The sequence below is a fragment of the Streptosporangium sp. NPDC001681 genome (genome assembly GCF_040298085.1).
Taxonomy (GTDB): Bacteria; Actinomycetota; Actinomycetes; order Streptosporangiales; family Streptosporangiaceae; genus Streptosporangium.
Window position 1 is genome coordinate 32,043 of sequence record NZ_JBEOZN010000019.1, and the last position, 14,602, is coordinate 46,644.

The window sequence follows — 14,602 nt, forward strand, 5'->3', positions numbered from 1 at the left end:
GATGCACCTCGCCGGTCCCATTCTGTGGATCCATAAACTGAATCACGTTATCTAATCGCAATATGCTCAACCTCTGCCTATGGGTTGACGTGGCCAGATTCCAGAGGGAATCTTAGAGCCATTAAAGGATCCTCGTATATGGATCCATTCATGGTGATCTCGATAAGCAGCGGATCTCCTCCGCCGGCGTTGTCGCTCCTGGCCCACCCAGCCCACGGACGAGAACGCGCCCCCCGGGCTCCCCCCTCAGAAAACTCACACCAGCAGGCCGCAGAGTCCCACCCTCGCCGTCGCGCACACCGACTCCGCGCCTTCACGAAGGAGCGCGCCGTGAAACGCCGCACAACCGTCATACGTCCCCTCGCCGCCTCCGTCGGCCTGACCGCCGTTCTTGCTGGCTGCGCCGCCGGAACGGCCGACGCCGGTGGGGCGGATGCCAAAACCGTGGGACTGATCCGTTTCTCCGGATCGGATGTCTACGCCAACAGCGCTCTCGACGCCATTGCCGCCTATGGCAAGAGCAAGGGCTGGGAGATCACCGAGGTGGACGCCAACGGCAGCGTCGACTCCGCCAACACGGCGTTGACCAACCTGGCCACCAAGGGGGTCGACGCGATCGCCATCTCCGTGTTCCCCACCGACGCACTCGCCTCGGGAGTCGCCTCGGCGCAGTCCGCAGGAATTCCCGTGGCCAACTGGGGAGGCGGCCTCGGGCCGGGCGTGCCCATCGCCGCAGACGTGTCGATCGGTCAGCCGATGGCCGAGCGGGTGGTGAACGACCTGGAGGGCAAGGGGGCATTGCTGGCCCTCGGTTATCGCCCGGGACTGCCCTGCCAGCGCCGTGAGAAGGCGCTCGATGAGGCCGTGGCGAAGACGGACATCAAGGTGGACGCCCGGCAGATCACCATCCCCGGGCAGGTCGAATCGGCGGACAAGGCGACGCAGGCTTGGGCGCAGGCACACCCCAAGGGCGACAGGCTCGCCGTGTGGGCCTGTTTCGACGACCCGGCCACCGGCGCCGTCGCGGCCCTGCAGCAGCTCGGCCGCACCGATGTCAACAGCTACGGTCTCAACGGCACCGCCGAGGCGCTGTCCCTGGTCAAGGCGGGGAAGCTGACCGCGACCCAGTGGATCGACGGACCATCCCAGGGACGTGAGATCGCCCGGCTGCTGGAGAAGTACTGGGCGGCTCCCAACGACTTCGAGCCGGTCGAGATCGACGGCGATTACAAGATCATTGACAGGTCCAACGTCGAGGGCTTCCTGGCAGACCATCCCGAACTGAGGAAGTAGTCATGACGACAGCAGCGACGGTGCCCGGCACCGGGGAGCCGGCGCCGCTCGGCCAGGCGGCGCCCCTGGTCCAGGTGCGGGGACTGGCGAAGGCATACGGAGCCATCCGCGCGCTCCGCGGCGTCGACGTCTCCTTCCGGCGCGGTGAGATCCACGGGCTCGTCGGAGCGAACGGCGCCGGCAAGTCCACGCTGATCCGCTGTCTGGCCGGTCTGGAGCAGCCCGACGCGGGCGACATCCTGGTCGACGGTGAGATCACCCACGTCCACGGCCCCGTCGACGCGGTCGGCCTCGGACTCGCTTTCATCCACCAGGAGCTGAACCTGGTGAACTCCTTCACCGGAGCGCAGAACATCATGCTCGGCAGCCACCAGGGCTCGATGGTGGCACTGCGCCGGTTCAGTGGCGTGCCCGGCGCGGTGCTTCGCGCTGCCCGTCGAGTCGGGATCGACTTCCCGCTCGACATCCCCGTCTCCGAACTGACCGTTCACCAGCAATGGCTCGTCACCATCGCGCGGGCGCTGGTGGAGGACCGTGCCCTCATCGCCATGGATGAGCCGACCGCGTCCCTGGACGCCCAGGAGGCGGCCAAGCTGTTGGAGGTCGCGCGCGAGCTGGCCGCCTCCGGCGTGGCCGTGGTGTTCATCAGCCACCGGCTCGACGAGGTGACGGCCGTCTGTGACCGGGTCACCGCCTTCAAGGACGGATCGGTATCCCTGGCGCTGCCCCGAGCGGAGATCACCCGCGAAGCCGTCGTACGTGCCATCGTCGGCCACGACATCACGCCCGGCGCCGGGGCCACGGCCTTCGAGGCGACCGAGCACTCTCGCCTCGCCCTGCACCTCCAGGGCGTGAGCCGCGGCCGGAGCGTGCGCGACGTATCCCTCACGCTTCACGAGGGCGAGATGGTCGGCATCGCCGGCCTGGTCGGCTCCGGGCGTACGGAACTGGCACGGCTGATCTTCGGTGCCGATCGCCCCGACAGCGGCACGATGACCCTGGACGGCAAGCCGTACCGGCCCCGCTCCATTCCCCACGCCATCACCCGGGGCGTCGCCTATGTCCCCGAGGAGCGGCGCTCCGAGGCGCTGTTCCTCACGCATTCGGTGGAGGACAACCTCCACATCACGGTGTGGGACCGGTGGCGCATCGGCAAGTGGCTGCCGCTCATCCGGCCCCGCTCGTCCCGGGCCGCGGCGAACCACACCTGCCGCACCCTCGGGATCAAGACGGCGGATGCCCGCCGGCCGGTCGTGGGCCTCAGCGGTGGAAATCAGCAGAAGGTCGTCATGGGCCGCTGGTTGGCCACCGACCCGAAGATCCTCATCCTGGACGAACCCACCCGCGGCGTGGACGTGGGCTCGCGCGCCGACATCTACCACCGGATCCGCGAGGCCAACGAGTCCGGATCCGCCGTTCTCGTCATCTCCTCGGAGTTCGAAGAACTCCTTGAGTGCAACCGCGTGCTCGTCATGGCCGAAGGCCGCATCGTCGGCGAGCTGACAGCCGGTGAGATCACCGTCCCCAACATGCTGCACCTCTGCTACGCGTAATCCACGTCGCGCGATCAAGAAACTGGAGAACCCGCCATGGAAGGCACCATCGAACAAGCCGCGAAGCCGTCGGCTGAGCCGGGGGCCGCACCGGGCACAGCACAGCGCGCGCTGGTTCTGACAGGCAGGTATGGAACCCCCGCCGTCCTCGTCCTGCTCCTGATCGGCTTCACCGCGGCCAGCCCGCAGACGTTCTTGACCGGCCAGAATCTGCTGAACATCCTCAACCAGAGCGCCACATTGGCCATCGTCGCCGGCGGCCTCACCCTGCCGTTGGTGGCGGGCAAGTTCGACCTCAGCTTCGCCTCCGTGGTGAGCCTGTCCGGCATCCTCGCGGTCGGCTTCCTGGAGCGCAGCGGTCTTCCGTGGTTCGCCGCCATGCTGCTCGCCCTGGTGGCCGCCGGAACCATCGGGCTGGTCAACGGGCTGCTCGTCGCGCACCTGCGCATCAACCCGATCGTCGCCACCCTGGGCACCAGCACCATGCTGCTGGGCATCAACTACGCCTACTCCAACGGCACACCCATCACGCTCGAGCCCGGCCCCTTCACCGACATCGCGCGTGCCTCGGTGCTGGGCATCCCCACCCCCATCATCCTTACGGCTTTGGTACTGGGCGGCCTGTGGGTCGCGCTGAACTTCACGCTGCTGGGGCATCACATGCAGGCGGTGGGCGCCAATCAGGTGGCAGCCCGGATGGCCGGCGTACGGGTTGCCCGCATCACCGTGATCGCCTTTGTGATCTGCGGGCTGTGCGCGGGCCTGGCAGGCATCGTGCTGTCGGCGCGCATCGGCAGCGGACAGGTCACGGCCGGTGACGGCTACCTGCTGAACGCGTTCGCCGCGGTCTTCCTCGGCGCGTCCGTGCTCAGGGACGGCGACTTTCACATCCTGGGCACGCTCGTGGGCGTCCTCATCGTCACCGTCACCTTCAACGGGCTGTCCCTGCTGGGCGCCCAGTCCTATGTCCAGTTCCTCTTCCAGGGCGGAATCCTGGTGGCCGCCACCGCCTTGAGCAGCACCAGCCGTCGCATCCTGCTCGCTTCGGTACGACGCTGACGCGCCCCGCTCGTCTGTGCGAAAGCCGATGTCATGCCGCGATCCGCGCGGCGCTTACCCGCCTCCCGGATCTCGAACCCCTGGTGCGGCCCTTGAGTCCGCTGCCGCCTTCCTCGACGCCTGCCTGCCCCGGGCATGAGTACCCGTTTCCATTCCCAAGTTGCGAGAGGCACCACCATGAGCAGCACTGAAACCGAGAAGAGGATCAAGGTCAACGGAACGGAGCTCTTCGTCCGCGACACCGGAGAGGAGAATCTTCCCGTTGTCCTGGCCCTCCACTCGTTGTTCCTCGACGGCCGCATGTTCGAGGGCTTCAAGGACGCGGCCGCCGGCAAGTACCGGGTCATCCGCCCCGACTTCCGCGGTCAGGGCAAGAGTGCGGCGGCGGAGGGCGACTTCGTTCATCTGGACACGGTCACCGCCGATGTCATCGCACTGGCCGAAGCCCTGAACCTGGAGCAGGTGCACCTGCTCGTGCAGTCCATGGGCGGTGACGTGGGCTTCCGGCTCGCGGTGGCCCGGCCTGGGCTGGTCAAGTCGATGGTCACCCTCGGCTCGTCCGCCTGCTCCGAGCCCGCCGATCAGCTGGTGGTCTTCCGCGAGTGGGTGGACAACGTCGGCCGCCAGGGCTTCGTCGGTGACGTGCTCCAGGAGACCATGGAGATCATGTTCGGCGTCACCACCCGCAACGACCCCGCCAAGCGGGACGTCGTCGAGCTGTGGAAGTCACGGATCGCCGAGGTTCCCAAGACCCTGCGCCCCGCGATGGCGGGTGTCATCGAACGCGGCACCGCCGTGCACCTGCTTCCGCAGATCAGTGTGCCCGTCTTCATCGTCTCCGGCGAGGAGGACAAGCCGCGTCCCGTTCCGTGGCAGGACGAAATGGTCGAGCACCTGCCGAACGCCACCCTGTGGCGCCTGGAGAAGATCGGTCACAGCCCCATCCTGGAAGCGCCGGACGTGGTCTTGCCCCGCGTTCTCGACTTCCTCGACCAGGTGGAGAAGCCCGGCTAGGAGTTTCCCTCAACAGTGGAGCAGGTGGCGCGGGACGTAGGGCAGGACGCGCCTCGGCCGAAACGATGACGGCCGTCCGCGAAGGGCTCGCCGATCTGGCGTCGGGACGCACCTTCTCCAAGGAGGAGGTGGAGGCCGGGCTTCGTCGGACCGGCCTCCTGGAACGGCCGGCCCGAGATGCGTCACATGGATGAGCTCGGCCGGGTGGTCAGCGGTGGCGGACCTTGGTGGTGAGGCGGTTGAGGATGCGGTCCCACTCGGTGCCGAAGGGGTTGTCCTGGACGAGGTAGGTCCAGGTGGCGGTGGGGCGCTTGAGGCCCGCGCCGTCGAGGTCGAGGCCGTCCGCGGTCACCGTGGCGGTCTCGAAGGTCTCGACCGAGCGTGACTCGATCTCGGCCAGCAGGCGCTGGTAGGCCGGGACCGCGTCCTTGTGGAACTCGTCGATCGGGTTGAGCCGCCCGAGAACCCGCAGGTGGATGCCCTCGCGCAGTTCCCCCAGGTAGGCCAGGTGGTCGGCCCAGCCGCGGTCGAGGTGGAACAGCACGATCTGGCGGGCGGCCTCGTGGAGCACCTCCTCGCCGACGCTCTCCTGTAGCTCCGACCATCGCTCGGGAGCGGCCGAGGCCAGGGCCTCGCCGGCCACCCGCTCGCGCAGGACCCGGTCGCGGCGCTCCAGCAACTGGCCGCGCTGGCGTTCGAGCAGCCGGGTGTAGCGCCAGGTGTTGCGGTGGATCTCCATGTTGACGCCCTCGGCGACCCGCTGGGCGTGGCCCACCAGGGAGTGCTCGGGCACGCCCTTGGCGTACTCGTCGGCGACGTAGTGGGCGATCAGCTCGTCCTCGCCGCTGACGTAGAAGACCGAGCCGCCGGGGTCGCCCTGACGGCCGGCGCGCCCGCGGAGCTGGTCGTCCAGGCGGCTGCTGGTGTGCCGGCCCGAGCCGATGACGTACAGGCCGCCGAGCTCGTCGACGCCCTCGCCGAGGCGGATGTCGGTGCCGCGCCCGGCCATCTGGGTGGAGACGGTGAGCGCGCCGCGCTCCCCGGCCCGGGAGATGATGGCCGCCTCCTCGGCGTCGTTCTTGGCGTTGAGGACCACGCACTCCAGCCCTCGGCCGCTCAGGGTCAGCGCCAGGCGCTCGGACTCGGCCACGTCCATGGTGCCGATCAGGATCGGCCGGCCGGTGGCGTGCACCTCGGCGATCTCCTCGACCAGCGCGAGGTCCTTCTCCATCCGGTACTCGAAGAGCCGGTCGGGCTCGTCGGTCCGCACGCACGGCCGGTTGGAGGAGACCACGGCCACCTTGAGGTCGTAGAACTCCCGCAGCTGGTCGCCGACCGCGACCGCGGTGCCGGTCATGCCGCACTTCTCCGGGTAGCGGGTGATCAGCGCCTGGACGGTGATCGAGTCGAGGATCTCGCCGGTCTCCGAGGGCGACAGCGCCTCCTTGGCCTCCACCGCCGCCTGCAGGCCGTCCGGCCAGCGCTGCAGCAGCGCCACCCGGCCCCGCGACGGGTTGATCAGGTGCACCTTGCCGTCCCGGACGATGTAGTCGACGTCCTTGGTCAGCAGGGCGTGCGCGTGCAGGGCGAGGTTGACCTCCGTCAGCGTGGCGGGGGTGTCGTAGAGGTCGAGGCCGAGCGCCTGCTCGACGGTGTCGATGCCCTTGGTCGTCAGGTGGACGTTGCGCGCCTGATCGTCGAGCTCGTAGTGGTAGCCCTTGACCAGCTGCCTGACCAGCGCCGCCATCTCCGGCACCGCGTCACCGGGGTCGGCGGCCCCGGCCAGCACCAGCGGCACCCTGGCCTCGTCGACCAGCACGGAGTCGGCCTCGTCGACCACCGCCACGGCCGGCGCGGGCACGATCAGGTCCTCCACCCGGGTGCTCAGCCGGTCGCGCAGCACGTCGAAGCCGATCTCGCTGACCGAGCCGTACGTCACGTCCGCCGCGTACGCCGCCCTGCGCTCCTCGGGCGTGGAGCTCTGCCCGATCCAGCCGCAGGAGACGCCGAGCGCCTCGTACAGCGGGCCCATCCACTCGGCGTCACGCCGGGCCAGGTAGTCGTTGACCGAGATGACGTGGACCCGCTTGCCCTGCAGGGCGTATCCGGCGGCGGCCATCGCACCGGACAGGGTCTTGCCCTCGCCGGTCGCCATCTCCGCGACGTTTCCCGACAGCATCGCCAGCATGCCGACCAGCTGCACGTCGTACGGCCGCAGGTCGAGCGTGCGGCGCGCGGCCTCCCTGACGATCGCGCAGAACTCCGCCAGGTCGTCGACCGAGGGCGTGGGCACCTCGTCGAGCGCGCGGATCCGCTCCTCGCGGGTCCCGGCATCCGCCACGACCCGCTCGAACTTCGACAGGTCGATGGTGCCGGGGCGTTCGAGGAAGCGCCTGAAGAGCTGAGTTATCGAGGCCACGTCTCCTCCAACGCCCGTTTACGGGCTCGCGTTCCGTCTCTTCGCACATTGTGGTGCAAAGATCGATTGTTCATGGATCGGAGCGGGTTCGCGAGGCCTCGGAAGCGGCAGGCGGCTCGCCGCGGACATCGGGCCGGTGGGACGCCGAGGCGCCAGGTCACCGGCCCAGCGGATGACGCAAGATACAGATTTATCGGCGGTTTGTATGTCATAGCGTAATAAATCGGACTTATTCTCTGCCGGGGAGGCGTGGACATCCCCGATGATCGGCACGAAGGTTGTGAGACCGCCGAACGTACGACGACCACCGAACATACGATGACCGCCGCGGAAACGACGACCGCCCTGGAGGCACGATGAGCCTGTCCGACCTGCAGCCCGTTCCCACAGACCAGCTCGCCTTCCGGCTGCCGCAGAAGTTCGAGACCGTCGCCGAGGAGCGCCGCCACCGCCAGGAGCGCCTGACCGCCGCGCTGCGGCTGTTCGGCAGGTTCGGCTTCGAGGAGGGCGTGGCCGGACACATCACGGTCCGCGACCCCGAGCACCTGGACCACTTCTGGGTGAACCCGTTCGGCATGTCGTTCAAGCACATCAAGGTCAGCGATCTGATCCTGGTCAACCACGAGGGTCAGGTGGTCGAGGGCCGTTACCACGTCAACCAGGCCGCGTTCGCGATCCACTCGATGGTCCACCAGGCCCGCCCGGACGTGGTCGCCGCCGCGCACAGCCACTCGGTGTACGGCAAGGCGCTGTCCTCGCTCGGCACGCTGCTGGAGCCGCTCACCCAGGACGCCTGCGCGTTCTACGAGGACCACGGCCTGTTCGACGACTACACCGGGGTCGTGGTGGAGACCGAGGAGGGCCGCCGCATCGCGCAGGCCCTCGGCTCGCACAAGGCGGTCATCCTGCGCAATCACGGCCTGCTCACGGTCGGCGACAGCGTGGACGCCGCCGCCTGGTGGTTCATCACGATGGAGCGCTCGTGCCAGGCGCAGCTGCTGGCCAAGGCCGCGGGGCCCACCGTCCAGATCAGCCACGAGAACGCCAAGCTCACCCACGGCCAGATCGGCAACGACACGGTCGGCTGGATCAACTTCCAGCCGCTGCACGACCAGATCGTCGCCGCCGAACCCGACCTGTTCGACTGACGGCCCGCGAGCCGCACGCCCTCCTTCGTGGGGACGGTCGTGCGGCTCGCGGGGACCCCGTACGGCTCAGGTCGTGTCCCTCTCGCCTCCCCTCTCGCCCGCGGCGAGCAGGGCGACCGCGCCGAGCAGCAGGACACCGCCGCACGCCGCCGGCACGGTGAGCCGCTCGCCGAGCAGCAGGACGCCGAGGAGCGCCGCGCCGACCGGCTCCACCAGGGAGATCACCGAGGCCGTCGTGGCACGCACCGCGGCGAGACCGGTGAAGAAGAGGCCGTAGGCCAGCGCCGTCGGAACCGTGCCGAGAAAGGCGATGATCGCCCAGGAGGCGAGCGGGTCGCCGGAGGGCAGCAGGCCCTGGGCCAGCGCGACGGGCAGCAGGCAGAGCCCGCCGACGACGAAGCCGCCCATGGCGGTGCGGTACGGCTCGCCGGAGGAGGCCCGGTTGAGCAGGGTCACGCCCGCGTACCCGGCCGCCGACAGCAGCGCCCACCCGATGCCGGCCGCGGAGAAGGTCGCGGAGCCGTCGTCGAGGGTCAGCATCGCCAGACCGGTCAGGGCGATCGTGACCGCGCCCAGCCCGGCCGCGCCCAGCCGCTCCCCCAGGAGCAGCCGCCCGCCCGCGGCGACGAGGACGGGAGTGGCGCCTATGGTGACCACCGTCGCCACGGCCAGTCCCGATCCGGCGATCGCCGCGAAGTAGGCGGTCTGGTAGACGGCCATCGCCACGCCCGTGACCAGGATCCGCCCGAGGGCGGCCCCGCGCCGGGGCCTTCGGATGGTGAGTGGTCCGGCGGACCGGGTTCCGCCGAGGGCCGGGTCGTCTCCGGCGGGCCGGGTTTCCCCGAGGCCGAGGAGACGGCCGGCCAGCAGGAGCATGGCGGCTCCGGCGGCGAACCGCCAGAAGGAGACGGCGACGGGGCCGAGCCCGCCCGCCTGGTAGAGCAGCGCGCCCGCGGCACCGCCGGTGCCCCAGGCGGTCGCCGCGATGGACACGTACAGCAGGCCCCGCCGCACGGAGACATGCGTCATGAAGGTCTCTCCAGATGAGGTGATCGTCGTCAGGTCGCACGTATGCGGACGGCAAGCACCCACCGGACCGCTCGGGTCCGGTCGTCAGGAGAGAGGCCGCCCGCTAGCGGGCGGTCGGCGGGGCAGTGATCAGAAACACGGCCCCACCCTAGCCAGGTGTTCTGTAGATTCTCAATTCGCATGCCCCCGGAAACCAGGCTCACCGAAGCTCCCGACGACAGGCTGGTCGCACCAGCGGAGGATCAGATGACAAGGAAGCCGGACCGGGCCTTGGCGGTTCCCGGGACGCGACGTGATCCGGACAGTGGCCGCACGTTGCACGGCAGGTGGTTCGCCGACCCCTACGCCTGGCTGGAGCGGCTCGACGACGCGGAGACCCAGGCGTGGATCGCGGCGCAGGAGGCCGTCACGCACTCCGTGCTGCGCGCGGAGCCCGGACGCGACTGGCTGCGGGCGGCGGTGTCCCGATCGGCGCGTCACGCGCGGCTGTCGCCGCCGATTTCCGCCGGGCCGCTCGGACGCGAGTTCGTCTGGCGGGCGGACGCCGGCGACGAGAAGCTCTCCCTCATGCTCCGGCGCCGCAGGGGCGCACCGCTGGAGGCGGTGCTCGACCCCAACACCTGGCCGAGCGACGAGGCGCTGGTGTTCGCCGTGCCGTCGCCCGACGGCGCGCTGGTCGCGTTCGGGAAGGCCGTCGGCGGTACCCACGACGCGGTGATCCAGGTGCTCGACGTCGAGACGGGGCGGCTCCTTCCCGACCGGCCTCGCGGCACGGGCCACACGGCACCGGCCTGGCGACCCGACGGGTCGGGGTTCTTCTACGCGGCCTGTCCCGAGCCGGGCGAGGTGCCCGCGGGCGACGAGGCGCACTGGAACGCCGTCTACGAGCACCGGCTCGGGTCGGACGAGCCGGCCCGCCGGATCTTCGGTGACGACCAGGAGAAGGAGTACTGGTGCTCTGTCAGGATCAGTGAGTGCGGACGCTTCGCCGTGCTGTACAAGTGGGACTACGTGCACGCCAACGTCGTCTACCTGCTGCGCCTCGCCGACGACGCGTTCCTGCCGGTCGCTCCCGTCATGCGCTCTCTCAACCAGGTGCAGGTGGTCGGCGACTCCCTGCTCGTCCACACCGACCTCGACGCGCCGCGTGGCCGCCTCTGTGTCGCGCCGCTCACCGCCCCGACGGAGTGGCGGACGCTCATCCCGGAGAACTCGGACACGCTGCAGACGGTCACGGGCATCGGTGGCCGGCTCTACGCCGTCTACTCGCACGCGGCGTCGCACCGCGTGCGCATCCACGCCGAAGACGGCGCCTATCTGCGCGACCTGGCACTGCCGGGGCTCGGCTCGGTGAATCGCAACGAGGGCGAGGGCATCGTCAGCGGTGTCAGCGGCTCCTGGAGCGGCGACGAGGTGTGGGTGAACTTCACCTCGTACGTGCAGCCGCCGTCGGTCTACCGGTACGACTACGCGGCCGACCACCTGTCGCCGTACCACGTACCCGACGTGGGGTTGGACGCCTCCGCGTACGTGACGGACCAGGACTGGTACGAGTCGCCGGACGGTACCCGGGTGTCGATGTTCGTCGTTCATCACCGGGATCTGCCTCGCGACGGTCGCCGGCCCGTGCGGCTGAGCGGCTACGGCGGCTTCAACATCCCGCTGGAGCCGCGCTTCTCCGCGCTGAACGCCGCCTGGCTGAAACTGGGCGGCGTGCTCGCCTTCGCCAACGTGCGAGGCGGTGGCGAGTACGGCCGCGCCTGGCACGAGGGGGCGGTCAAGACGCGGCGGCAGAACGCCTTTGACGACTACATCGCGGCGGCCCGCCGATTGGAGTCGGCGGGCTACACGACACCCTCCAGGCTCCTCTCGCGCGGCAACAGCAACGGCGGTCTGCTCGTCGCCGTCACCGCCATGCAGGCACCCGAGGCATTCGGAGCCGTCTACTGCCGCGCGCCCGTCCTCGACATGCTGAACTTTCCGAGATTCGGCCACCTGAGCTCGGCGACCGTCGAATACGGCTCGCCCGACGATCCCGTCGAGGGCGCCTATCTCGCCGGGTACTCGCCGTATCACAACGTCCGAGCCGATCGCCGCTATCCCGTGATGGCGTTCGTGCCGGCGTTGAACGACCGGGTCGCACCGCCGCACGATCCGCTCAAGATGGTCGCCATGCTCCAGTCCGAGGGCAAGGAAGGCGGCCCCTATCTCCTGCTGCCGCTCCGGGCCTCGGGACACGGCGGCGGCACCACGCTGACGGCGCTCGTCGAACAGGACGTCGACGAGCTGAGCTTCTGCTGCTGGGCGCTCGACGTCGCGGTGCCCTCGCCGGACGAGGCGCCCGGTGTGACCTCGCGGGCCGCGCGGTGAGCCGGGCCGGAAACGCTCATCGTGGGGCACGGAGAACGAGGGCCCACGGGTTTTCGCCGGGAACCGGTCGGTAAACGTGACAGCAGCTGACAGGTATGGGCGGGACGATCGTGCCATGACCATGACAGCGAAATTCCTCGCCGTGAACATAGACTGCGCCGAGCCCAGGCGACTGGCCGAGTTCTACGCGGCCGTCTTCGGCTACCAGGTGCAGTACGCGGAGGACACCTACGCCGGTATCGGCGACGGCACGATGACCATCTACTTCCAGCAGAACCTGGACCGCAAGCCCGCCGCCTGGCCTGGCCCCGACAAGCAGTTCCACCTGGACGTCCGCGTCGCCGACGTGGAGACGGCGGTCCGGGACTACCTGGAGCTCGGGGCCACCAGGCCCGCCTTCCAGCCGGGCGAGGGAAAGTGGGTGGTGCTCGCCGACCCCGAGGGCCACCTGTTCTGTGTCTGCCCGATGGGCGACCAGTAGGTCGTCCCTGAAGCCCTTCGCTGTCGAACCCGGCGAGCGTGGACGGTCATCGCACCGGGCGGCCCGTCGCCGGGTGGGATGAGAGGCGGCGCAAGTCTCTACCCGTTCGTCTCGCGCTCTAAGCTTGCGGGGTGACCCAAGAAGCGCTTCCTCCCAGATGCCCTGTTCGCTCCGCGGGGTGGCGATGACCTGGGTCGGGATATCGATCGCGTTGGTCGGCGCGCTGGGCTACGCCCTGGGGGCCGCGCTCCAGCAGTTCGAGGCGGTCTCCGAGGGCGCCTCGCTGAAGCTGATGAGGCGGCCCCGCTGGTGGATCGGCGGTGTCATCGGGTTCACCGGGGCGTCCCTGCACGCCGTCGCCCTCAGCTTCGCGCCGCTGATAGCGGTGCAGCCGATCAGCGTGGCGACACTGGTGTTCGCGGTGCCGCTGGCGGCGATACTGCACGGCAGACGCCCGCACCGGGCGGAGATCAGTGGTTCGATCGCGGTGGCCGTCGGGCTGCTCGGCCTGCTGCTGCTGGTTCCCGTGCACCCGGTGAAACCGCACATGACGAACCAGGAGGCGCTGGGCTTCCTCGGCTGCGTCGGACTGGTCATCCTGGCGACCCATCTGCTGGGGCGGAAGATGGGCGGCTCGGCCAAGGCGCTCATGCTGTCGGTCGCCGCCGGAGCGATGACCGCCAGCGTCTCCACCTTCGTCCGGGTGGTGGGCGGCAACTTCGGCGGCGACTTCGGCACGCTGCTCAGCTGGTTCACGGTCGCCATCCCGGTGCTGCTCGTCTGCGCGGTCGTGTTGCTGCAGAAGACCTACGAGGTGGGTTACTTCGGCATCTCCTACGCGGCGGTGCAGGTGGTCGACCCGATCACCTCGATCCTCGCCGGTGTGCTCCTGCTCGACGAGGCGGTGCCCACCGGCTGGCTGAACGTGGTCCCCGCGCTCTTCGCGGGTGCGCTGGTCGTCTGGGGGACGATCGTCCTGGGGAAACTCTCCCCGGACCAAGGGGTTCCGGCCTCGGTGCGCGAGCAGGCGACGGTCTCGCCGTAGCCGTCCCGCGCCGGGTCACCCGGAGGGCGGTGTCCAGCCGAGCACCTCGTCCATCGCGCCGTTCACGCGCGAGGGGGCGAGCCGCCAGCTGAGCGCCGTCATCGTGTCGCGCAGCCGCACGGCCAGCGGGTTGCGCATCCGGGTGACGCGGCAGATCGCGGCGGACCGGGCCACGATCCCGGAGGTGCGCTCCAGCCGGGCGGCGGTGTAACCGGCCAGCACGTCGTCCCCGTCAAAGGACACGGCGCCCGTGCCGTCGCCGACCACGTGGGCCAGCACCACCGCGTCCTCGATCGCCTGGCAGGCACCCTGGCCCAGGTTGGGGGTCATGGCGTGCGCGGCGTCGCCCAGCAGTGCGACCCTGCCGCGGTGCATGGCGGGCAGCGGGGTGGTGAGGTGGTGGACGTCGTTCCGCAGCACCCGCTCCGGCGTGGCGGCGGCGAGCAGCTCCGGGATCGGGGAGTGCCAGTCTCCGAACAACCGGCGCAGCTCGGCTGGCTGGTCCCCGCCGCCACCGCCCGCGGGGACGGTGTCGGTGGCGTAGCAGTAGGCCGTGTCCCCGGCCAGCGGCATGACCCCGAAGACCTTTCCGCGCCCCCAGCTCTCGTAGGCCTGGCCGGGTACGCCCGCGGCGGGGACGAGCAGCCGCCAGGCGGTGACGCCCGAGTAGCTCGGGGCGGGGTGGGCCGGAAACAGCGTGGACCTGACGGGGGAGTGGATGCCGTCGGCTCCGACCACCAGGTCCGCCTCCGTCCGCCCGCCGGCGAAGGTCACCAGGCCGCTGTCCGGGTCGATCCGGGTGACCTCGGTGTTCAGCCGGACCGTACCGGTTTCGAGGCGCGAGGAGAGCGCGTCGACCAGATCCGCGCGGCGCAGCAGCACCACGGAGTCGCCGCCGTTGCGCGCGGAGGCGGCCTCCGCGCTGGTCCTCACCATCCACCTGCCGTCGGAGCGCCGGAGGCCGCCCGTGCCCTGGATCGCCGACAGCCGGCGAATCTCGTCGCCGGCCCCGATCGTGTCGAGCGCCCTGAGCGCGTTGGCGGCCACGGCCAGGCCGGAGCCGACCGGCTCCAGGGACGCGGCCCGCTCGAAGACCGTGACCTGCCAGCCCCGCCGCTGTAACGCCACCGCCGCCGTCAGCCCGCCGATGCCCGCTCCGATGACCGCCGCGTGTGCCATGACCCTCTCCTT

11 protein-coding genes are annotated in these 14,602 nt (G+C 70.0%); 8 read left to right on the top strand and 3 right to left on the bottom strand.

Annotated elements, in window-relative coordinates; genetic code table 11:
- Positions 1 to 330: 330 nt before the first annotated feature.
- From ABT130_RS11805 to ABT130_RS11820, 4 genes are all read left to right on the top strand, one after another.
- Positions 331 to 1,293: a sugar ABC transporter substrate-binding protein gene (locus ABT130_RS11805; protein WP_350912589.1), complete on the top strand. Its 963-nt coding sequence runs from the start codon at positions 331 to 333 to the stop codon at positions 1,291 to 1,293.
- 2 nt (positions 1,294 to 1,295) lie between these two features.
- Positions 1,296 to 2,846 carry a sugar ABC transporter ATP-binding protein gene (locus ABT130_RS11810; RefSeq protein WP_350954977.1) on the top strand — a complete coding sequence of 517 codons (1,551 nt, stop codon included), beginning with the start codon at positions 1,296 to 1,298 and terminating at the stop codon, positions 2,844 to 2,846.
- 36 nt (positions 2,847 to 2,882) lie between these two features.
- Positions 2,883 to 3,905: an ABC transporter permease gene (locus ABT130_RS11815; protein ID WP_350954980.1), complete on the top strand. Its 1,023-nt coding sequence runs from the start codon at positions 2,883 to 2,885 to the stop codon at positions 3,903 to 3,905.
- 177 nt (positions 3,906 to 4,082) lie between these two features.
- Positions 4,083 to 4,919 (top strand): alpha/beta fold hydrolase, encoded by an 837-nt coding sequence (locus tag ABT130_RS11820; protein WP_350954983.1) that lies wholly within the window; start codon positions 4,083 to 4,085, stop codon positions 4,917 to 4,919.
- A 208-nt stretch (positions 4,920 to 5,127) separates the two neighbouring features.
- Here the strand turns inward: ABT130_RS11820 and secA2 are convergent, their stop codons facing one another.
- On the bottom strand, positions 5,128 to 7,329 hold the full coding sequence (gene secA2, locus ABT130_RS11825; RefSeq protein ID WP_350955084.1) for an accessory Sec system translocase SecA2: 2,202 nt from the start codon (positions 7,327 to 7,329) through the stop codon (positions 5,128 to 5,130).
- A 365-nt stretch (positions 7,330 to 7,694) separates the two neighbouring features.
- Here secA2 and ABT130_RS11830 point away from each other — a divergent pair, with 365 nt between their 5' ends.
- Positions 7,695 to 8,486 (top strand): class II aldolase/adducin family protein, encoded by a 792-nt coding sequence (locus tag ABT130_RS11830; RefSeq protein WP_350954986.1) that lies wholly within the window; start codon positions 7,695 to 7,697, stop codon positions 8,484 to 8,486.
- 66 nt (positions 8,487 to 8,552) lie between these two features.
- Here ABT130_RS11830 and ABT130_RS11835 read toward each other — a convergent pair whose 3' ends face one another.
- Positions 8,553 to 9,515, bottom strand: coding sequence for a DMT family transporter (locus tag ABT130_RS11835; RefSeq protein WP_350954989.1), 963 nt, complete (start codon positions 9,513 to 9,515; stop codon positions 8,553 to 8,555).
- A 246-nt stretch (positions 9,516 to 9,761) separates the two neighbouring features.
- On the opposite strand from ABT130_RS11835, the gene ABT130_RS11840 reads away from it, so the two are divergent.
- The 3 genes from ABT130_RS11840 (at position 9,762) to ABT130_RS11850 (ending at position 13,411) form a co-directional block, all read left to right on the top strand.
- Positions 9,762 to 11,885 carry a prolyl oligopeptidase family serine peptidase gene (locus ABT130_RS11840; RefSeq protein ID WP_350954992.1) on the top strand — a complete coding sequence of 708 codons (2,124 nt, stop codon included), beginning with the start codon at positions 9,762 to 9,764 and terminating at the stop codon, positions 11,883 to 11,885.
- Between the two features lie 115 nt (positions 11,886 to 12,000).
- Positions 12,001 to 12,366 (top strand): VOC family protein, encoded by a 366-nt coding sequence (locus ABT130_RS11845; RefSeq protein ID WP_350954995.1) that lies wholly within the window; start codon positions 12,001 to 12,003, stop codon positions 12,364 to 12,366.
- A 157-nt stretch (positions 12,367 to 12,523) separates the two neighbouring features.
- A complete protein-coding gene (locus ABT130_RS11850) occupies positions 12,524 to 13,411 on the top strand; it encodes a DMT family transporter (protein ID WP_350912605.1) in 888 nt (295 codons plus the stop codon).
- Between the two features lie 15 nt (positions 13,412 to 13,426).
- Here ABT130_RS11850 and ABT130_RS11855 read toward each other — a convergent pair whose 3' ends face one another.
- A complete protein-coding gene (locus ABT130_RS11855) occupies positions 13,427 to 14,590 on the bottom strand; it encodes an FAD-dependent monooxygenase (RefSeq protein ID WP_350954998.1) in 1,164 nt (387 codons plus the stop codon).
- Positions 14,591 to 14,602: the final 12 nt, after the last annotated feature.